15 protein-coding genes are annotated in these 20,542 nt (G+C 66.1%); 13 read left to right on the top strand and 2 right to left on the bottom strand.

All coding sequences use genetic code 11. The features are described from left to right. The first annotated feature begins 53 nt into the window (after positions 1-53). The 7 genes from gcvP (at position 54) to MUK71_RS15410 (ending at position 9,708) form a co-directional block, all read left to right on the top strand. The gene (gene gcvP / locus MUK71_RS15440) at positions 54-2,903 is read left to right on the top strand and encodes an aminomethyl-transferring glycine dehydrogenase (protein WP_227928265.1); all 2,850 of its coding nucleotides are present in this window, start codon (positions 54-56) and stop codon (positions 2,901-2,903) included. An 11-nt stretch (positions 2,904-2,914) separates the two neighbouring features. Then, a complete protein-coding gene (gene gcvT, locus MUK71_RS15435; RefSeq protein WP_227928267.1) occupies positions 2,915-4,039 on the top strand; it encodes a glycine cleavage system aminomethyltransferase GcvT in 1,125 nt (374 codons plus the stop codon). 317 nt (positions 4,040-4,356) lie between these two features. Continuing rightward, complete coding sequence (gcvH, locus tag MUK71_RS15430) at positions 4,357-4,734, top strand: glycine cleavage system protein GcvH (RefSeq protein WP_227902969.1); 378 nt, start codon at positions 4,357-4,359, stop codon at positions 4,732-4,734. Further along, positions 4,731-6,038 carry a serine hydroxymethyltransferase gene (gene glyA / locus MUK71_RS15425; RefSeq protein ID WP_279326966.1) on the top strand — a complete coding sequence of 436 codons (1,308 nt, stop codon included), beginning with the start codon at positions 4,731-4,733 and terminating at the stop codon, positions 6,036-6,038. The genes gcvH and glyA overlap by 4 nt, the downstream gene beginning before the upstream one ends. 8 nt (positions 6,039-6,046) lie before the next feature. Continuing rightward, the gene (locus MUK71_RS15420; RefSeq protein ID WP_227928269.1) at positions 6,047-7,462 is read left to right on the top strand and encodes an L-serine ammonia-lyase; all 1,416 of its coding nucleotides are present in this window, start codon (positions 6,047-6,049) and stop codon (positions 7,460-7,462) included. 107 nt (positions 7,463-7,569) lie between these two features. Further along, positions 7,570-9,144, top strand: coding sequence for an alanine/glycine:cation symporter family protein (locus MUK71_RS15415; protein WP_227928270.1), 1,575 nt, complete (start codon positions 7,570-7,572; stop codon positions 9,142-9,144). A gap of 141 nt (positions 9,145-9,285) precedes the next feature. After that, entirely contained in the window at positions 9,286-9,708 is a 423-nt protein-coding gene (locus tag MUK71_RS15410) for a ChaB family protein (protein ID WP_227928272.1), read from the top strand. A gap of 5 nt (positions 9,709-9,713) precedes the next feature. Here the strand turns inward: MUK71_RS15410 and MUK71_RS15405 are convergent, their stop codons facing one another. After that, positions 9,714-10,502 (bottom strand): SDR family oxidoreductase, encoded by a 789-nt coding sequence (locus MUK71_RS15405; RefSeq protein ID WP_227928274.1) that lies wholly within the window; start codon positions 10,500-10,502, stop codon positions 9,714-9,716. Between the two features lie 216 nt (positions 10,503-10,718). Between MUK71_RS15405 and ctaD the strand changes: the two genes are divergently transcribed. The 5 genes from ctaD (at position 10,719) to MUK71_RS15380 (ending at position 18,029) form a co-directional block, all read left to right on the top strand. Further along, positions 10,719-12,473 carry an aa3-type cytochrome oxidase subunit I gene (gene ctaD, locus MUK71_RS15400; RefSeq protein WP_227902963.1) on the top strand — a complete coding sequence of 585 codons (1,755 nt, stop codon included), beginning with the start codon at positions 10,719-10,721 and terminating at the stop codon, positions 12,471-12,473. Positions 12,474-12,775: 302 nt separating this feature from the next. Then, positions 12,776-14,626: an L-lactate permease gene (locus MUK71_RS15395; RefSeq protein WP_227928276.1), complete on the top strand. Its 1,851-nt coding sequence runs from the start codon at positions 12,776-12,778 to the stop codon at positions 14,624-14,626. Between the two features lie 46 nt (positions 14,627-14,672). Beyond that, the gene (locus tag MUK71_RS15390) at positions 14,673-16,064 is read left to right on the top strand and encodes an FAD-binding oxidoreductase (RefSeq protein WP_227928278.1); all 1,392 of its coding nucleotides are present in this window, start codon (positions 14,673-14,675) and stop codon (positions 16,062-16,064) included. A gap of 121 nt (positions 16,065-16,185) precedes the next feature. Continuing rightward, a complete protein-coding gene (locus MUK71_RS15385) occupies positions 16,186-17,067 on the top strand; it encodes a Rieske (2Fe-2S) protein (protein ID WP_227928280.1) in 882 nt (293 codons plus the stop codon). A 35-nt stretch (positions 17,068-17,102) separates the two neighbouring features. Beyond that, positions 17,103-18,029, top strand: coding sequence for an aldo/keto reductase (locus MUK71_RS15380; RefSeq protein WP_227928281.1), 927 nt, complete (start codon positions 17,103-17,105; stop codon positions 18,027-18,029). Between the two features lie 47 nt (positions 18,030-18,076). Here the strand turns inward: MUK71_RS15380 and MUK71_RS15375 are convergent, their stop codons facing one another. Then, a complete protein-coding gene (locus MUK71_RS15375; protein WP_227928283.1) occupies positions 18,077-19,672 on the bottom strand; it encodes a Na+/H+ antiporter in 1,596 nt (531 codons plus the stop codon). Positions 19,673-19,864: 192 nt separating this feature from the next. Between MUK71_RS15375 and MUK71_RS15370 the strand changes: the two genes are divergently transcribed. Next, positions 19,865-20,527 carry a TetR/AcrR family transcriptional regulator gene (locus MUK71_RS15370; protein ID WP_227902957.1) on the top strand — a complete coding sequence of 221 codons (663 nt, stop codon included), beginning with the start codon at positions 19,865-19,867 and terminating at the stop codon, positions 20,525-20,527. Positions 20,528-20,542: the final 15 nt, after the last annotated feature.

Raw genomic sequence — 20,542 nt, 5'->3', positions numbered from 1 at the left:
GGAGGAGCCTTCGTTAGTTGGCGTACCCCCGTCTGCCTTTCCTGGAGCCTCTCATGCCTGTAGAACCGTCCTCCTCCACCCTTGCCGCCGCGTTTGCGGACCGGCACATCGGTGCCCGCGGCGACGCCGTCGAAACCATGCTCAAGGCCGTTGGCTACGACTCCCTGGACGGGCTCGTGGACATGGCTGTCCCCGCCGCCATCCGGCAGGGCTTCCCGCTGGTGCTGGATCCGGCGAAATCCGAAGAGGAAACCCTGGCCGCGCTGCGTCGTATCGCCGGGAAGAACAAAACCGCCGTGCAGATGATCGGGCAGGGCTACTACTCCACCCACACCCCGCCGGTAATCCTGCGCAATGTGGTGGAGGATCCGGCCTGGTACACCGCCTACACCCCGTACCAGCCCGAAATCTCCCAGGGCCGGCTTGAAGCGCTGCTGAACTTCCAGACCATGGTCCAGGACCTCACCGCACTGCCGATCGCCAATGCGTCCCTGCTGGATGAAGCCACCGCGGTGGCTGAGGCCGTTTTGCTGATGCGCCGGTCCAACAAGGCCAAGGGCAACGGTGCCATTGTGCTGGACTCCGAAGCCTTCCCGCAGACCATCGCCGTAGTGAAGGGCCGGGCAAAGGCGCTCGGCTTCGAGGTCATCGTCGCGGACCTGGCCAACGGACTCCCCGACGGTGAGCTGGCCGGCGTCGTGCTGCAGCAGCCCGGTGCCTCCGGCGTGGTCCGCAACCAGGCCGCGCTGATTGCCGAAGCAAAGGAACGCGGCGCGCTGGTCACCGTTGCTGCTGACCTGCTGGCCCTGACCCTGATCACCCCTCCCGGGGAGCAGGGCGCGGATATTGCCGTCGGCTCCGTGCAGCGCTTCGGCGTTCCGCTGTTCTTCGGCGGCCCGCACGCTGCTTACATGGCCGTGCGCAAGGGCCTGGAGCGCTCCCTGCCGGGCCGCCTGGTCGGCGTCTCCAAGGACTCCGCCGGCACCCCCGCCTACCGCCTGGCCCTGCAGACCCGCGAGCAGCACATCCGCCGGGAGAAGGCCACCTCCAATATCTGCACCGCACAGGCACTGCTGGCCATTGTCGCCTCCATGTACGCCGTGTACCACGGCCCCGAAGGCCTGACGGCGATTGCCCGCCGGGCGCATGACTCGGCCCGTTCGCTGGCCGCCGCCCTCCAGGCCGCCGGCGTCGAACTGCTGCACGGGACCTTCTTCGACACCGTGACCGCCCGGGTTCCCGGCAAGGCCGCAGATATTGTGGCCGCGGCGGAGGCGAAGGGCATCAACCTGCGCTTCGTTGATGCCGACACCGTGGGCGTTTCCGCCGACGAGACCACAACGCCGGCCGTCATCGCGGACGTGGCGGACGCCTTCGGTGCCGCCCCGGCAGACTCGGTGGAAGGCTTCGACCTGCCGGCGGATCTGTTGCGCACCTCGGAGTTCATGACCCACCCGGTGTTCTCCTCCTACCGCTCCGAAACCCAGATGCTGCGCTACCTGCGGCGGCTCTCGGACCGTGACCTGGCCCTGGACCGCACCATGATCCCGCTGGGCTCCTGCACCATGAAGCTCAATGCCACCGCGGAAATGCAGGCCATGACCTGGCCCGAGTTCGCTTCCATCCACCCGTTCGCCCCGGATTCCCAGACCGAGGGCTGGCGTGAACTGATTGCGGACCTGGAAGAGAAGCTGGCTGTGATCACCGGCTATGACACGGTCTCCATCCAGCCCAACGCCGGTTCGCAGGGCGAACTGGCCGGCCTGCTGGCCATCCGCGGCTACCACCACTCCCGCGGCGACGAGCAGCGTACCGTCTGCCTCATCCCGGCGTCGGCACACGGCACCAACGCCGCCTCGGCCGTGCTGGCCGGCATGAAGGTGGTAGTTGTTGCCACTGCCGAGGACGGTGCCATTGACCACGCGGACCTGCGTGCCAAGATCGACGCGCACCGGGAGAACCTGGCCGCCATCATGATCACCTACCCCTCCACGCACGGCGTGTTCGACGACGACGTCCGCGACGTCTGCGAAGCCGTGCACGAGGCCGGCGGGCAGGTCTACATTGACGGCGCCAACCTCAACGCCCTGGTGGGCCTGGCCCAGCCGGGCGACTTCGGCGGCGACGTGTCCCACCTGAACCTGCACAAGACCTTCTGCATCCCGCACGGTGGCGGCGGTCCCGGCGTCGGACCCGTGGCCGCGAAGGCACATCTGGCACCGTTTATGCCCGGCGACGCCGCCACCTGGACCGAGGGCGAGGACATCCCCGTCTCGGCGTCGCGTTTCGGCTCCGCCGGCGTGCTGCCCATCTCCTGGGCCTACGTGAACCTGATGGGCGGCGAGGGCCTGACCAGCGCCACCAAGCACGCCCTGCTCGCGGCGAACTACGTGGCTGCACGCCTGAACGAGTACTTCCCGGTGCTTTACACCGGCAAGGGCGGACTCGTAGCGCACGAATGCATCCTGGACCTGCGTGAACTCACCGCGAAGACCGGTGTTACCGCCGAGGACGTGGCCAAGCGCCTGGTGGACTACGGTTTCCACGCCCCCACGCTGTCCTTCCCGGTGGCCGGCACCCTGATGGTGGAGCCCACCGAGTCCGAGGACCTGGGCGAGATTGACCGGTTCATTGACGCGATGATCGCCATCCGCGCCGAAATCGACCAGGTGGCGGCCGGGGACTTCAGCCTGGAGGACAGCCCGCTGCGCAATGCCCCGCACACCGCCGTCGTGGTGGCCGGGAACGAATGGGACCGTGCCTACCCCCGCGAGCAGGCAGCCTTCCCGCTGCGCAGCCTGCGGATGGATAAGTACTTCCCGCCGGTGGGACGGATTGACGGCGCCGCCGGCGACCGGAACCTGATCTGCTCCTGCCCGCCCATCGAAGAGTTCAAGAACTAGGGGTTATTCCAGTGACTGAGAAATACACCGCGCTCTATGAGGCGCACAAACAGCTGGGCGCCTCGTTCACCGACTTCGGTGGCTGGCAGATGCCGCTCAAGTACAGCTCCGAGCTGGCCGAACATAAGGCCGTGCGCAGCGCCGCAGGCCTGTTCGACCTCTCCCACATGGGCGAAGTGGAGGTCTCCGGCCCCGACGCCGGGGCGTTCCTGGACTACGCACTGGTGGGCAGGCTCTCCGCCGTGAAGCCGGGCCGTGCCAAGTACTCGCTGATCACCACCACTGACGGCGGGATCATTGATGACCTGATCAGCTACCGGCTGGCAAAGGACTCGTTCCTCGTGGTCCCCAACGCCGGCAATGCGGACACGGTGGCCGCTGAACTGGCCGCCCGCGCCGAGGGCTTCGACGTCACGGTGACCAACGTGTCCACCGAAACCTCACTGGTGGCAGTGCAGGGCCCGGGAGCCGAGGCCATCCTGCTGGAACTCGTGCCCGAAACGCAGCACGAAGCCGTCACCGGCATGAAGTACTACGCCGCGGACACAGTGGATGTCACTGCGGGGGAGCGGACGCTGAACCTGCTCGTGGCCCGCACCGGTTACACCGGCGAGGACGGCTTTGAGATTTACGTGCCCAACGACGACGCCGCGGCCCTCTGGGACGCGCTGCTCGCCGCCGGCGCGGACTCTGGCCTGATCCCGGCCGGCCTGGCCTGCCGCGACTCCCTGCGGCTGGAAGCCGGCATGCCGCTTTACGGCAACGAGCTCACCCTGGACACCGACCCCTACGCCGCGGGCCTCGGCCCGGTGGTGGCCCTGTCCAAGGAAGGCGACTTTGTGGGCCGCACCGCTCTCGAAGCCCGCAAGGAAACCGGCCCGGCCAGGAAGCTCGTGGGCCTGAAGGGCTCCGGCCGCCGGTCGGCCCGCAGCTCCTACCCGGTCCTGAAGGACGGTGAGACGATCGGCGAAGTCACCTCCGGCGTTCCCAGCCCCACCCTCGGCTTCCCGATCGCCCTGGCCTACGTCGATGCCGCCTACACCAAACCCGGCACCCTCCTGGACGTGGACCTCCGCGGCAAGCCCGAGCAGTTCGAGGTTGTCCCCCTTCCGTTCTATAAGCGCGAGAAGCGGTAAACCAAAAAAATAAAAGATTCTCGTGACGCCGGCGCCGGAGGGCCCGCTGACGGTCACCTTCTTGCGAGCCTCTCATGTGGGTACGTGGGTGTGAGCATAGTAAGGCGGGACGAACGCGTCGGACGCGGGGCATTCTGTGTAGCCCGCATCGCCGAGCGAGGAACGACGAGGAAGTGAAAGATCCAAGGTTCCCTCACCGAGCTTGCGAGGAGGAGGGCAGGATCTGGAACGCTAAGGGGCGGCGAATGCCGCCCCGCGGGCCCTCGGAACCTAAACTTTGAAGCAAACCACGATCAAGCTTTCCGAGAGGCAAACAGATGAGCAAAGTAAACGCAGGACTCCGCTACTCCGCCGAACACGAGTGGGTCGACTCCTCCAGTCCCGTCCGCGTCGGCATTTCCGCCGTCGCTGCCGACGCCCTGGGCGATGTGGTCTACGTTGACCTGCCCGCCGTTGGCGACACGGTCACCGCCGGCGAGACCTGCGGCGAGGTCGAGTCCACGAAGTCCGTTTCGGACCTCTACGCTCCGGTATCCGGCGAGATAGTGGAAATCAACCAGGAAGCCATCGACAACCCGGCCCTGCTGAACGAGGACCCGTACGGCGCCGGCTGGCTGTTCACGGTGAACGCCACCGCCGAGGGTGAGCTGCTTAGCGCTGAGGAGTACGCCGAGAAGAACGGCGGCGAGCTGTGAGCGATTTCCTCAATTCCCCGCTGGCCGAGGTTGATCCCGAGGTAGCCGAGCAGATCGACAACGAGAGGCGCCGCCAGCAGCAGGGCCTGGAGATGATCGCCTCGGAGAACCACACCGCCGTGGCCATCATGGAGGCGCAGGGTTCGGTGCTGACCAACAAGTACGCCGAGGGTTACCCGGGCCGCCGCTACTACGGCGGCTGCGAATACGTGGACGTCATTGAGCAGCTGGCCATCGACCGTGCCAAGGAACTCTTCGGCGCGAACTTCGCCAACGTACAGCCGCACTCCGGTGCGCAGGCCAACGCCTCGGTGATGCATGCGCTGATCCGGCCGGGCGACACCGTGCTGGGGCTTTCCCTGGCCGACGGCGGCCACCTGACCCACGGCATGAAGATCAACTTCTCCGGCCGGCTCTACAACATCGTTCCCTACGGCGTGGACGAAACGACCCACACCGTGAACATGGACGACGTCGCCCGCCTGGCCCGTGAACATCGGCCGAAGCTGATCGTCGCCGGCTGGTCCGCGTACGCCCGGCAGCTGGATTTTGAGGCGTTCCGCCGCATCGCCGACGAGGTGGGCGCCTACCTGATGGTGGACATGGCCCACTTCGCCGGCCTGGTGGCCGCCGGACTGCATCCCAGCCCGGTTCCGCACGCCCATGTGGTCACCACCACCACGCACAAGACCCTCGCGGGTCCGCGCGGCGGCATCATCCTCTCCAATGACGCGGACATTGCCAAGAAGATCAATTCCGCAGTGTTCCCGGGCCAGCAGGGCGGGCCGCTGGAACACGTTATTGCCGGCAAGGCGACCGCCTTCAAGATCGCCGCCACGCCCGAATTCCGTGAGCGCCAGGAACGTACGCTCGCCGGTGCGCGGATCCTCGCCGAGCGCCTGCTGGCCGACGACGTCGCTGCTGCCGGGATCTCGGTGGTCTCCGGCGGCACGGACGTGCACCTGGTGCTTGTGGACCTGCGCAATGCCTCCCTCAACGGGCAGGAAGCCGAAGACCGGCTGGCGCAGATCGACATCACCGTGAACCGGAACGCGGTGCCCTTCGACCCGCGTCCGCCGATGGTGACGTCGGGCCTGCGGATCGGCACCCCCGCCCTGGCCACCCGCGGCTTCGATGAGGACGCGTTCCGCGAGGTTGCGGACATCATTGCGCAGGCACTGATTGCGGCTGGCGACGCCGATCTGGCACCGCTGCGCAACCGCGTCACCGCCCTGGCTGAATCCCACCCGCTGTACACCGATGTCGCGGATCTCTCCGCGGCCCCGGCGGCAGCACACCGTTAGGACACCCGATGGCTGTCGGCGTTTTTGATCTGTTTACCGTGGGCATCGGCCCGTCGAGCTCGCATACCGTGGGTCCGATGCGTGCCGCTGCCGTGTTCGCGGGTGAACTGGTGGACGCCGGCATCCTGGATTCCGTGGCCGGCCTCCGCGTGGACCTGTACGGGTCCCTCGCGGCGACCGGCCGCGGCCACGGCACCATGACCGCCGTGCTGCTGGGACTGGAAGGCTTCGCCCCCGAACTGATCCTGCCGGAACAGGTGGAGGAGCGGCTCGCCGACATCGAGGCCACCCGCAAACTGCAGCTCTGCAGCGAGGTGCCCGGCGCCGTCGCCCGCCCGCTGGAATACGGCGAGGCGGATATTGTCCTGCACCCACTGACGGTGCTGCCCCGGCACACCAACGGCATGAAGTTCGCGGCCATGGCCGGGGACGGATCAGTGCTGCACGCCGAAACATTCTTCTCCGTGGGCGGCGGGTTCATTGTTCGCGAGGGCGAGGAACGGGCAGCGGCCCTGGAGCTGGAAGCCAGCAAGTCCGAGCTGCCGTATCCGTTCCGCACCGCTGCCGGGCTGCTGCGGCACTGTACCGAAAACGGCCTGAGCATCAGCGAAGTCATGCTGGCCAATGAGAAGGCCGCCCGGAGCGAAGAGGACATCCGTGCCGGCCTGCTGCACATCCGCGACGTCATGGAGGAGTGCAAAAACTCCGCGATCCGCCGCACGGGCCTGCTCCCCGGCGGGCTGAAGGTCCGCCGTCGTGCCCCCGCCTGGCACACCCGGCTGCGCGCTGAAGACCCCAACCGTGATCCGAAGTTCTGGCAGGAATGGGTGAACCTGGTGGCGCTGGCCGTGAACGAGGAAAACGCCTCCGGCGGCCGGGTAGTCACCGCACCCACCAACGGTGCCGCAGGCATCATTCCCGCGGTAATGTTCTACGCCACCCACTACGGTCCCGGAATGGAAAACGCCACGCCCGAACAGCGCGACGACGTGGTGGTCCGGTTCCTGCTCGCAGCGGGTGCCGTGGGCGTGCTGTACAAGGAGCAGGCCTCCATCTCCGGTGCTGAGGTGGGGTGCCAGGGCGAAGTGGGTTCGGCGTCGTCCATGGCGGCCGCCGGTCTGGCCGAGATCCTCGGCGGCAGTCCGGAGCAGGTGGAAAATGCCGCCGAAATCGCCATGGAACACAACCTGGGCCTGACCTGTGACCCGATTGGCGGACTCGTGCAGGTGCCCTGCATCGAACGCAACGCCATCGGAGCGGCAAAGGCCGTGAACGCGGCAAAGATGGCGCTCTGGGGCGACGGCGACCACCGTGTTTCGCTGGACGAAGTTATTGTGACCATGCGCGAAACCGGCCGCGACATGAGTTCGAAGTACAAGGAAACCGCCCTCGGCGGACTCGCCGTCAACGTGGTGGAGTGCTGACCGCTGCGCGCTGCGTCCGGCTGATGTGATTTGTCTAACATCCGTGTTTTAAGTAAGGCTATGGTGTCCCTTCGACAGCATGCTTACTGAAAACCGAGGTTCGATTGATGAGTGCAGCACGGGCAGTTCCGATGGCACCGGCGTCGGAGGAAGTCGGATGGCTCGGGTCTGTGGATGCCGCCGTCAATTCCTTCTTCGAACCGATTACCGCGGTTTTCTCGGCGATCGTGTTTTTTCCGGTCAGCATCGGTGACTTCAGCTTTCCCGTGGTGGTCGCCTGGCTGATCGGTGCCGGAATAGTCTTCAGCATCTATTTCGGCTTCATCCAGTTCCGCGGACTAAAAGTGGCGGTGGAAGTGGTCCGCGGGAAGTTCTCCTCGAAAGAGGACCCCGGGGAAGTGCCGCATTTCCAGGCACTGACTTCGGCGCTGTCCGGCACCGTGGGCCTGGGCAACATTGCCGGCGTTGGCGCGGCCATGGCCCTGGGCGGGCCGGGAGCAACCCTCTGGATGATCCTGGCTGGCCTGCTGGGCATGGCAACGAAGTTCGCCGAATGCACACTGGGCGTGAAATACCGCGAAGTGCATGCCGACGGCTCCATCAGCGGCGGGCCGTTCAAATACCTGCCGGTGGCGTTCGCCCGCTTCGGCAGCTGGCCGGCCAAGATCCTCACCGGCGTGTTTGCCGTGGCCATCCTGATCTTCGGTATCGCCGGCGGCAACATGTTCCAGGCCAACCAGACTTTCGCGCAGATCCAGAATGTCACCGGGGGTGATGACGGGCTCCTGGGCAGCGCGGGCGGAGCCTTGATCTTCGGCCTGATCCTGGCCGCCCTGGTGGCGGTGGTGATCCTGGGCGGCATCAAATCCATCGGTGCCACCACCTCCAAGCTGGTCCCCGCCATGAGTGCGGTCTACATCCTGGCGTGCCTGTTCGTCATCATTGTGAATATCGAGAATGTGCCGGCGGCGTTTGGGGCCATCTTCGAGGGTGCTTTCCGTCCCGAAGGTTTCGCCGGCGGCATCATCGGCGTCATGATTGTCGGCTTCCAGCGCGCGTCCTTCTCCAACGAGGCGGGCGTCGGATCCGCGGCCATCGCGCACTCGGCGGTCAAAACCCGCCGCCCGGTCAGTGAGGGCTTCGTGGCCATGTTCGAGCCACTGGTGGATACGGTCCTTATCTGCACCATGACCGCCCTGACCATCATCATGGCCTCGACTCCCAGCCTGCAGGCCGGAATTGACCAGGTGCAGGGCGGTGGCGATGCTCCCGATGGCGTCATCCTCACCTCGGACGCCTTCGCCACCGCGCTGCCGTGGTTCCCTGTTGTCCTCTCCATAGCCGTGGCCCTGTTCGCCTACTCCACCCTGATCACCTGGTCCTATTACGGACTCAAATCCTGGGAGTACCTTTTTGGCCGCGGGCGTCGCCGGGAAGTCACCTATAAGGTCATTTTCCTGACGTTCACGGTGGCCGGGTGCGTGCTGTCCTTCAGCCAGGTCATCAGCTTTGCGGATGCGGCACTGTTTGTCTGCGCCTTTGTGAACCTGCTGGGTGTCTACCTCCTCCTGCCGGTGATCAAGCGGGAAATGAAGCAGTACCTGGCGGACCGCCGGAGCGGCAAGCTGGAGGTGCTCGGCATCGATGAAGAGGACATCAAAGAGGCCCAGGCCAACGCCTGAAATGTTCGGGGCGAGCCGCGTGCAGAGGCTTGAGGCGTCCGATTCTCCGGTGGTAAAACCGGAAGAACCCCTGGCAGCGACGGACCGGAAGGAACGGCATGACACACGGAAACGGGCGACCGGAGAGCACGGAGGTCCGAAATGCCTAAGACCGGAAAGAGCGGTTCGCCGATCAAGGACGAACTGCCCTCCACCCTGCAGCGCTCGGACAAAAAGGCGCAGGACACGTTCGCAAAGACGTATGACTCCGCCATGGAGGAGTACGACGACGCCGAGCGGGCCGCGCGTACTGCCTACGCCTCGCTGAAGCACACCCATGAAAAGGTGGGTGACCACTGGGAGGAAAAGGAAGGGAAGGGCCCCTCCGATGCCAGGGCGGCCGAAGGGCGGGGATCCTCCAAGGACACGGCAGGCGGTGTGGATGCCAACGCCTCCAAGGAACACCTCTACGAGCTGGCCTCCAAGCTGGAAATCTCCGGCCGTTCCAAGATGACCAAGGACGAACTGGTGGACGCCCTGCAAAAGGCCAACGCGAGCGAAACACGGAAAGCCCGCAAAGACTGATTCGCTTAGCCGCGGCCGCCGAACGGCATCCCCGATGCCGTAACCACCAGGGAACGGACGTTCGCGGAGGCGGGTGCCGACGCCATAAAGAGCACCGCCGCGGCCGCTTCCTCCACCGGGAATGACGGCTCCACCGATGTGGTGCCGTTGGCCTGAAGTGCGCCCTGGCCGCTGCTGATCCCGCTGAGCAGTTCGGTGGCGGCGTTGCCGATGTCGATCTGCCCGCAGGTGATGCCGTAGGGCCTGCCGTCCAGATCGATGGACTTCGTTAGTCCGGTCACAGCGTGCTTCGTGGCGGTGTACGCCGCGGAGAGCGGGCGGGGAGTGTGGGCCGAGATGGAACCGTTATTGATGATCCGTCCGCCACGGGGTGTCTGTGCCTTCATGTGCCGTACCGCCACGGCGGCGCACAGCATGGTGCCCGTGACATTGACCGCCAGGGTCCGGTTCCAATCCTCAATGCTCAGTTCGTCAATGCTGCCGGTGGGCCCGAAGACCCCGGCATTGTTGAACAGCACATCCACCCGCCCGAAGGTTCCGGCGGCGGCAGCGAACAGCCGTTCGACGTCGTCGGGCACGGTGACGTCGGTGGGCATCACCAGCGCCTCCGGGTGGCCGGCAGCAGTTTCCTGCAGCTCAGCCTCCCGCCGGCCCGCAAGCACCACCCGGTAGCCTGCTGCCAGGAACGCCTGCGCGGTTGCCCGCCCAATACCGGATCCGGCGCCGGTAACCACAGCGGTGCGGGGCGTGGCGCCAGCGGCACCTGGTGGGATGTTGTGCGTGTCCTTGTCCATGACTTGATTCTGCCCTGCCGTCCGCAGGCGGTGCACCACCGGGACCTTCCGCTCGTTCCCTGCCCGCGGTGAAAACCCGTGAAGCCATTGGCTGCGCGGAGCCGTCCCGAAGGGCCGGGGGTCTGGCGGGCAGCCCGCGGCCGCCCTACGATACGAAGCACACGGTCTGAAACGTTTCTGGCAGGGCAGTACCCAACGGCTGATGGGGATAGATCCATGTCGACAGTGAAATACACCGCGGAACCGGACGGCACCTATGTTGCGCCCCGGGTTGTTCCGGTTTCCAAAGGGCGCATCGTCGTCAACTGGATCACCTCCACAGACCACAAAACCATCGGGTACATGTACCTGATCGCCTCATTCACTTTTTTCTGCCTCGCGGGCGTGATGGCACTGATCATCCGCATGGAGCTCTTTGAACCGGGCATGCAGATCCTGCAGACCAAGGAACAGTACAACCAGCTCTTCACCATGCACGGCACAGCCATGCTGCTGATGTTCGCCACCCCGCTGTTCGCCGGGTTTGCGAACGCCATCATGCCGCTGCAGATCGGCGCCCCCGATGTGGCGTTCCCCCGGCTGAACGCGCTGGCCTTCTGGTTCTTCCTCTTCGGCAGCACCATTGCCCTCGCCGGGTTCATCCTGCCCCAGGGGGCGGCGTCCTTCGGCTGGACCGCCTATACCCCGCTTTCCAACACAGCATTCAGTCCCGGCCTCGGCGGGGATCTGTGGGTCTTTGGGCTGGCGTTGTCCGGCTTCGGCACCATCTTGGGTGCGGTCAACTTCGTCACCACCATCATCTGCCTGCGCGCCCCGGGCATGACCATGTGGCGGATGCCGATCTTCACCTGGAACACCCTGGTCACCGCCATCCTGATCCTGATGGCGTTCCCGCCGCTGGCCGCAGCCCTGTTCGCCCTCGGTGCCGACCGCCGGTTCGGCGCCGACATCTACAATCCGGAACGCGGCGGCTCGATCCTGTGGCAGCACCTGTTCTGGTTCTTCGGCCACCCCGAGGTGTACATCATTGCGCTGCCGTTCTTCGGCATCATCTCCGAGATCCTGCCTGTCTTCAGCCGCAAATCGATCTTCGGCTACAAGGGGCTGGTGTTTGCCACCATTGCCATCGCTGCCCTGTCCATGACCGTATGGGCACACCACATGTACGTCACCGGATCCGTGCTGCTGCCGTTCTTCGCCTTTATGACCATGCTCATCGCGGTGCCAACCGGCGTGAAGTTCTTCAACTGGATCGGCACCATGTGGCGGGGATCCATCACGTTTGAGACGCCGATGCTCTGGAGCATCGGCTTCCTGATTACCTTCCTGTTCGGCGGCCTGACCGGCATCATCCTCTCCGCACCGCCGCTGGACTTCCATGTCTCGGACACCTACTTCGTGGTGGCACACTTCCACTACGTCATCTTCGGAACCGTGGTCTTCGCAATGTTCGCCGGCTTCTACTTCTGGTGGCCCAAGTGGACCGGCAAGATGCTCAATGAACGTCTGGGCAAAATCCACTTCTGGCTCCTGTTCATCGGCTTCCACACAACCTTCCTGATCCAGCACTGGCTGGGCGTGCTGGGCATGCCGCGCCGCTACGCGGACTATTTGGTGGAGGACAACTTCACCGGCATGAACCAGCTGTCCACCATCGGCTCCGGCATCCTTGCCCTGTCCATGATTCCGTTCTTCTGGAACGTGTACATCACCTGGCGCCACGGCAAAAAAGTGGAAGTGGATGACCCGTGGGGCTTCGGGGGATCCCTTGAATGGGCCACGTCCTGCCCGCCGCCGCGCCACAATTTCACCTCGCTGCCGCGCATCCGCTCGGAGCGTCCGGCACTGGACCTGCACCATCCGGAACTGATGCCGCGGGCCAATGAAGGCACCGATTCCCCCGTGGAAAAGCTGTTTGGAGCCGCTGATATGGGTAGCGATGAGCCGCGCAATCCGGATCCGCGGCAGTAACCCGGGCCGCGGCGCTCTGGCCCCCGTACTCCGTGGCCCCTGAACTCCCTGGCGCCCTGCCCCCGGCTCCGCAGTCCCCTGGCCCCGGTGATGAAATTCCGCGGGGCGTTCTTTGGGCCTGCCCCGGGCCGGTTTTCGGCATGTGCGGGTCGGCGTGCCGGTGGATGAACCGTTGACCCTGCCGGTGGCGCGGGCCTAGTGTCGGACCCATCCTCACTGTGACAGTTCGCGCCGGAAGAGCGGCGCGGAGGAAAAGCGGTAGGGAAACCTAGAGGTGTGGGAACAAAAACAAGGGAGTTTTTGTGAAGACGCATGTAGCCGCCGCATTCCAGCAACCGCTCGATCCCGTAGCCGGGTCCCTGGCCATTTCGGCCATCCTGGCCGCCCTTCCGCTGCTGATCCTTTTCGTCCTGCTGGGCGTGTTCCGGATGAAGGCGTACCAAGCGGCCCTGATCAGCCTGGCACTGTCCATCATCCTGGCGGTTGTCGGCTGGCAAATGCCGGTGGGCCAGGTCCTGTCGGCAACCGGCCTGGGCGCCTTCTACGCGATCTTCCCGATCCTCTGGATCCTCATCAACGCCCTGTGGATTTACAAACTCACTGTCGCCACCCCGTGGTTCGAAATCCTTGGCCGCACCATCCGGTCCATCTCGGATGACCTGCGCATCCTCTCCATCCTGATTGCCTTCTGTTTCGGCGCCCTGCTCGAATCCCTCGCCGGGTTCGGCGCACCGGTGGCCATTGCGGCCGCCATGCTGATGGCTGCCGGCATGAAGCCGCTGAAATCCGCTGTTGTTGCTCTGCTCGCAAACACCGCCCCGGTGGCCTTCGGGGCCATGGCGGCACCCATCATCGCCCTGAACGGTGTCACGGGCATCCCGCTACAGGAGCTTTCGTCCATGACCGGCCGGCAGACGCCCTTCATCGCCCTGGTGGTTCCGCTGATCCTGGTGTTCCTGGTGGACGGGAAGCGCGGGCTGCGGCAGACCTGGCCGGTGGCGCTGGTGGCCGGAGCGGCGTTCGGGTTGGCCCAGTTCGTGGCCTCAAACTTCTTCATCGTGGAGCTGACCGACGTTGTTGCAGCCGTTGTGACGGTGATTGCGGTCCTGTTGATGCTCCGGGTCTGGCAGCCGGCAGAGATTATCGGCATGACCGGGGAAACCCGGGAAGCGGAAAAGGCCGAAGCAGCCGTTTCCGAGGCCGGGGCCGGAACGGATACCCTGACCGGATCGACGCGGGGCGCCGGGGCCGGGGCAGGGGCTGCAGGAGCAGGTGGAGGAGCAAGCGGAGGAGCCACCGCCGTCGGTGCCGACAGTGCCGGTGACCCGGGCGCCGGAAGCAGCGCGGACGCCGGAACCCCGGGAAACCCCGCCCCGGGCGGCGGGGGACAGGCGGCTGGCGCACGCCCCTCCAGGCGTGAGGTCTGGATGGCCATTGCCCCGTACCTGATCATCATTGCCGTCTTCTCCCTCGCCCAGATTCCGGTCATCAAGACCTGGCTGACAAGCATCGGCAGCACTACCTTCCACTGGCCGGGCCTGGATGTCACCGGCGCCAACGGCAAACCGGTGGCGGCCCAGACCCTGCGCTTTGACCACCTCCGTGCCACCGGCACGCTGCTGCTGTTCTCCGGCATCATCACCATGTTCCTGTACCGGATTGCACCCCGCAGCGGAGTCCGCGTCTACGGCGAAACCCTGAAACAGCTGCGCTGGACCATCCTGACGGTCTGCGCCGTGCTGGCGCTGTCCTTTGTAATGAACCTGTCCGGGCAGACCACCACACTCGGGGTTGCCCTGGCCTCCGCCGGCGGCTTTTTTGCGCTGCTCTCACCGCTTCTGGGCTGGATCGGTGTGGCGCTGACCGGTTCCGACACTTCCTCGAACTCCCTCTTCGGTGCCCTGCAGGTGGCGGCGGCCAATGAGACCGGGCTCTCGCCCACGCTGATGGCTGCGGCGAACTCGTCAGCCGGCGTGATGGGCAAGATGCTCTCGCTGCAGAACCTCGCCATCGCCTCCGCCGCCGTCGGGCTGGAAGGGGCGGAAGGGACGCTGCTGCGCAAACTCATTGGCTGGAGCTTGGGACTGCTGGCGTTTATTACCGTCCTGATCTGGCTGCAGTCCACCTCGATTCTCGGCTGGATGGTGCCCTGAGCGCCTCCGCCTGCCCAGTAAGCCCCGATCCCTAAGGAGAGATCCCGTGAGCACGCATTCCCTTGACCCGGAACTTGGTGACGCCGTCGCCGCCCCCGGCAGCACCGTCCTGGCCGGTTTCCCGTCGGTGTCCGTTCTGGAAGAGGACCGGCAGCGGGTCAGCACCGACCGTTCCGGCTTTGTCCCCGAAACGCTGCCGGACGGAGTGGTTGCGGCCCGGTCCGTTGAGGATGTTGTAGACACCCTCCGCCTGGCCAGCCTGCACCGGATCCCGGTGGTTCCGCGCGGTGCAGGTACCGGCCTGGCGGCGGCATCCTCCTCCCGGGCAGGTGAACTGGTGCTGGACGTTTCCGGCATGAACCGGATCCTGCGCATCGATCCGGAGGAACAGCTGGCCGTGGTGGAGCCCGGTGTCCTGAACGCGGACCTCAACGCTGCCGCCGCGGAGTACGGACTTTTCTATGCGCCGGATCCGGCCAGCACCGCCATCTGCAGCATCGGCGGGAACATCGCGACGAACGCCGGGGGCATGCGCTGCGCCAAATACGGGGTGACCCGTGAATCCGTGCTGGCCCTGCGGGTGATCCTGGCGGACGGGCGGGAGCTGCGCACCGGGCGGGAAACCATCAAGGGTGTCAGCGGCTATGACCTGAACGCCCTGATGATTGGCTCCGAGGGAACGCTTGGCGTTGTGGTTGAAGCGACCCTGCGGCTGCGCCCGCAGCCGGTGCACACAGCCACCGTGGCGGCGTTTTTCCCGGATGTCACCGCCGCTGCCCGCGCGGCGTCCGCCGTCGTCGCGGCGCGGATCCAGCCCTCGGTGATGGAACTGATGGACGGACCCACGCTGGAAGCCGTGGACATGGCCATGGGCACCGACTACCGCGCCAAGGGCGGAGCGTTCCTGCTGGTGCAGACCGACGGGTACGGGGCTTTCCTGGAACAGGATGTGGTGATGGATGTGGTCTCGCCGCTGGGAAGCTGCGAAAAAGCGGTCGATGACGAACATGCCGCGGCGCTGATGACGGCCCGCCGCGAAGCCATCCCGTCCCTGGAGAAACTGGGCCGGGTCTCCATTGGGGACATTGGTGTGCCGCGCGGACGGCTGGCCGAAGTGGTGTCCGGACTGGAGGATATTTCCGCCCGGACCGGAGTGCGGATCTTCACCATTGCGCACGCTTCGGACGGCAACCTGCACCCCATGATCGTGATGGATCCCGAGGACTCGGTAACCACCGGCCCGGCCAAGGTTGCGCTGGGGGAGATGTTCCACCTGGCCAAGCGGCTGGGTGGAACCCTCACCGGGGAGCACGGGATCGGGCTGCTCAAGCGGGACTGGTTGGAGGAGGAAGTGGGGGCGGTTCCCCTGGAGGTCATGAACACCATCCGGACCGCGTTGGATCCGCTGGGCATCCTCAACCCCGGAAAGGGTCTCTGACCCGGCGCCCCCGGCGCGCATTCTGCGGGCCGGGGGCGCCCGCCCGGCACCGCGGTATGGCGTCTGCGGGCCGGAGCTGCCTACTCTGTGGGGCACCGTTCACGCCCCGTGAGGAGAAGCCATGAACCGTCTGCCCCTGGTCACCGTTGCCGACAAACTTGAAAACGCCTCATGGTTGGACGCGGCCGCCACCTGGGTGGCCCGGACCGTCAGGACACTGCTGCCCACGAAAGCCAAGGACATACTGCACGGGGTGCCGCTGGGACATCCGCTGCACCCGCTGCTGATAGTGGTGCCGCTGGGGTCCTGGGTGTCTGCCGCGGCCCTTGACCTGCTGCCCGGAACGGAACCCGCGGCGAAAACCCTGGTGGGACTCGGAGTCCTTTCCGCGGTACCCACGGCGCTTACCGGGGTGACTGATTTTTCCGAACTCGATACTGAACAGCAACGGGTCGGCATTGTCCATCAGGGCGCCAACGCCGCCGCCGTCGTACTCTATGCCGCGTCCTGGCTGGCACGCGCCCGTGGTGACCACGGCCTCGGGAAAGGGCTGGCCTTCGCCGGACTTGCGACGGCGGGAGCCGGCGGATTCCTGGGCGGCCACCTGTCCTACCGGCAGGGAGCCGGCGTCAACCGCAACGAGGACCTCCCCGAGCAGGTGCCGGCCGGATGGCATGCCCTGGGTCCGGTAGATTCCTTTGCCTCCGGAACCCCGCAGCGGGCGAGCTTGGGCGAGGTGGACCTGCTGGTGCTCCGGCGCACCGACGGCTCGGCGGACGGGACCGTGTCCGTCCTCGCAGACACCTGCAGCCATTTGGGCGGGCCGTTGCATGAAGGGGAACTGCGGCGGGACAAAGGCGGGCTGTGCATTGTCTGCCCCTGGCACGCCAGCACGTTCTCCATGGATTCCGGTGAGGTGGTGCACGGGCCGGCCACCGCCCCGCAACCGCGTTTTGCCACCCGGGTCCGGGACGGGATCCTCGAGGTCAGTCTGACCGCGTAGCCGGTCCATTCAACAGCAAGCGGAAGGAAGCCCGTATGCGCACTACCACACTGGGAACCCAAGGTCCGGAGGTCGGCGTCATCGGTCTGGGCTGCATGGGCATGAGCTACGCCTATGACATGGACACCGCACGGGATGCGGAAACCTCCGTGTCGGTGATCCGCGGGGCCATTGAACTTGGCGCCACCCTGATCGATACGGCGGATGTGTACGGGCCGTATACCAATGAGGAACTGGTCGGCCGGGCCTTGCAGGACGGCTACCGGGAACGGGCCGTCCTCTCCACCAAAGTGGGGTTGGAAGTCAGCACTGCGGCACCGGCGGCAGGGACCATGCCGGGGCTGGTCAAGAACGGCAGTCCGGAACACATTCGCGCCTCCATTGATGCCAGCCTGCGCCGGCTGGGCACGGACCACGTGGACCTCTACATCCTGCACCGTGTGGATCCGGACGTACCGCTGGAGGACTCCTGGGCGGCCATGGCGCAGACAGTCCGTGACGGCAAAGCCCGCGCCATCGGCATTTCCGAGGCTGATGTGGCGCAGATTGAGCTGGCACAGTCGGTGCATCCGGTGACGGCAGTGCAGTCCGAACTGTCCCTGTGGACCCGTGACCGGTTGTCCGACGTCGTGCCCTACTGCGAGGAACGCGGCCTGGCGTTCCTGCCGTTCTCCCCGCTGGGCCGCGGTTTCCTCACGGGACGGTTCACGTCCTTTGACCAGCTGCCGGCCGATGACATGCGGCGCCGGCTGCCGCGCTTCCAGCAGGAGAACCTGAAGGCCAACCTGGCCATTGTGCAGCGGGTCCGGGAGGTTGCCGAACGGGTCGGGGCCACACCGGCCCAGGTGGCGCTCGCCTGGGTGGTCGCCCAGGGGCGGCGCGTCATTCCCATTCCCGGGACCAAAACGCCGAAGTACCTGCGGGAGAACGTTGCTGCCGGGGACTTGATGCTCAGCGGTTAGGATCTGGCACTCCTGGACGGTGCGCCCCGGCCGGAAGGCGGACGGTACTAGCCTGGCGCTTCGGGCGGTGCCAGCCGCACCTCCTCCAGATCCAGCTGGAACTGGAGCTCGCGCAGCACGGTGTCATCGATCCGGTGCTCGTTCCGCAGCCGGATCACGGTGGCCCGTTTTTGCCCCAGCAGCGCCAGGCGCAACCGGCGGTACTGCTCCTGGTTCGCGACGGCCGGATCGGTTCCGGCATCACCGCGCCCGCGTGCCCGCAGCACGCGCAGATGCTGCTGGTACTCGCGCCGCAGGACCGCCACCACGTCCCGGTCGATGCCGAGGTGTGCAGCCGTCCGCGGCATGGCGGCCAGTGCCTCCGAGGAGGCCACCGTTTCGGCCAGTTTCCGTTCGCTGCGGTACAGGTGGGCATCCGTCGGCAGGCCTGCCCAGCGCACTACCGCCGGCAGCAGGGGTCCCTGGACCACCAGGGTCAGGACAATCACGCCGGTGGCCACGAAAATGATGAAGCCGCGGTCCGGGAAGGGCGCCCCGGATGCCAGGACCGTAGGTGTGGCAAGCACGGCCGCCAGAGAGACGGCGCCGCGGAAACCGGCCAGCGCGCTGACCACATTGGCCCGTGCGCCCAGTTCCGGCCGCGGCGCCAGCGGTCCCCGGTAGGTCGTCCGCAGTGCCGAGGTCATCAGGAACAGGAACGCCAGCCGCACCCCTACCAGCACTGCGGCCACCACCACCATGGCGAGCAGGCCGCGCAGCAGCTCACCCACACCGGAGATGCCCCGGATACTGGCCTGCAGTTCCATGCCGACCAGCACAAAGAGCGCGCCGTTGAGCATAAACGTGGACAGTGACCAGAAGGACTCGAGGCTGCGCCGGGTGGCGGCTGGAACCAGTCCCGGCCCGGACTGGCTGATGCCAAGCCCCGCGGTCACGACGGCGAGCACGCCGGAGGCACCGATCAGTTCCGCCAGGACAAACGCGGTAAACGGAGTCAGGATGGACACCACGGAACCCGGCAGGGCGTCCCGAACCCGCCGCCGGACCTTGATGCCCGCCCAGACGGTCAGGACACCGGCAGCAATTCCCCCGGCATAGGCCAGCAGGAACATTCCGGAAATCTCCAGTCCGTCCAGCGGTTCCGCGCCTACCGTGAGGGACACCGCCACCCCGTAGACCACCAGGGCGGTACCGTCATTAATCAGTGATTCGGCCCGCAGCAGGGTCACGTTCCGGTGCGGCAGCACCCGTGCCAGCGCGCCCACGGCAGTAGCGTCCGTCGGGGCGATCGCGGCACCGAGCACCCAGGCGGGACCCCACGGCAGGCCCAGTGCGTGGACGACGACGGCGACGGCGGCGGCGGTGGCTGCCACGAGTGCGGTGCTCATCAGCACAATTCCGCGTTGGTAGCGGCGAATGTCCCGCAGCGGCGTCGTCAGGCTTTCCCAATAGAGCAGGGCGGGCAGGAAAAGGAACAGGACTGCCTCCGGTGGCAGCTGAACTGCCCGCAGGGCCGGGAAGAACCCCAGCAGGATCCCGGCCACCAGCAGCAGAATGGGGGCCGGCGTCCGCAGCCGGTCCGCCCACAGGTTGCAGGCCAGGACACAGATGCCCAGGATCAGGACCAGTTCGGGCCCAAACATGTGCAGTACGGTCTAATCTGCCGTCAGTGCCGGAACGGAGTTCAGTGGTCCTCCTCGGGATGCTCCCGTTGCCGGGAAATGGCTGCACTTTAAATGGAACAGGACCATGCTCCGCTTGGGGAGGGTTTGGCGGAATCCTCGGCCTTCCGGCATCGTTTGCACCCAGTGCAACCGTGCACGTAGTGTAGAAACGTGTTCACCAACGCTACCCCTGACCGCCGCCAGGCGCTCAAGGACCGCCACCGGCAGGCCATTGTGACTGCTGCTGCCGCGCTGATGCACGAACGCCAGACCACGGATTTCACCGTCGATGAACTGGCGCAGCGCGCCGATGTTTCCCGCCGCACGGTGTTCAACCATTTTGGGTCCGTGCGTGACATAGTCTCCGAGGTCTGCAGCGGCGTCCTCAGCACTGCGGTGGAGAGCCTGACCGCCGTGCCGCAGGCCGGTGATGACCGTCCGGGCATGTTTGAGGAGATTGCCGAGGCATTCCGCACCGCGGACCTGGTGGCGCCCATGGCCTACCTGACCCGCCTGCTCGGTCCGGCGTTGCCCGCGTCCCCGGAGGCGCAGGCCCATCCCATCGCCCTGCGTGCCTTTACCGAATTGAACGAACGGTTCTCGGCATCCATGCTCAGCCGCTATCCGGAAGCGGACGGACTCAGCGTGGACCTGCTCATCGGTTCCCTGACCAGTGGGCTGGGCGTGCTCTACCACCACTGGCACTGTGCCACCGGTGCCGTGGACACGCCTGAATCCCGGCAGGTCTGGGCCGAGCTGCTGGACACACTCCTTGAAAAGGTACGCAGCGGCCACGCGGCGGACCCTTCATCCCCCAGATCACTCCACCCGTAGTTCCCCACCCCTCCC

Origin of the sequence: Arthrobacter zhangbolii (assembly GCF_022869865.1) — a bacterium.
Classification (GTDB): domain Bacteria; phylum Actinomycetota; class Actinomycetes; order Actinomycetales; family Micrococcaceae; genus Arthrobacter_B; species Arthrobacter_B zhangbolii.
The sequence above is the reverse complement of the archived record's forward strand: the minus strand, read 5'-3'. Positions and strand labels throughout refer to the sequence as shown.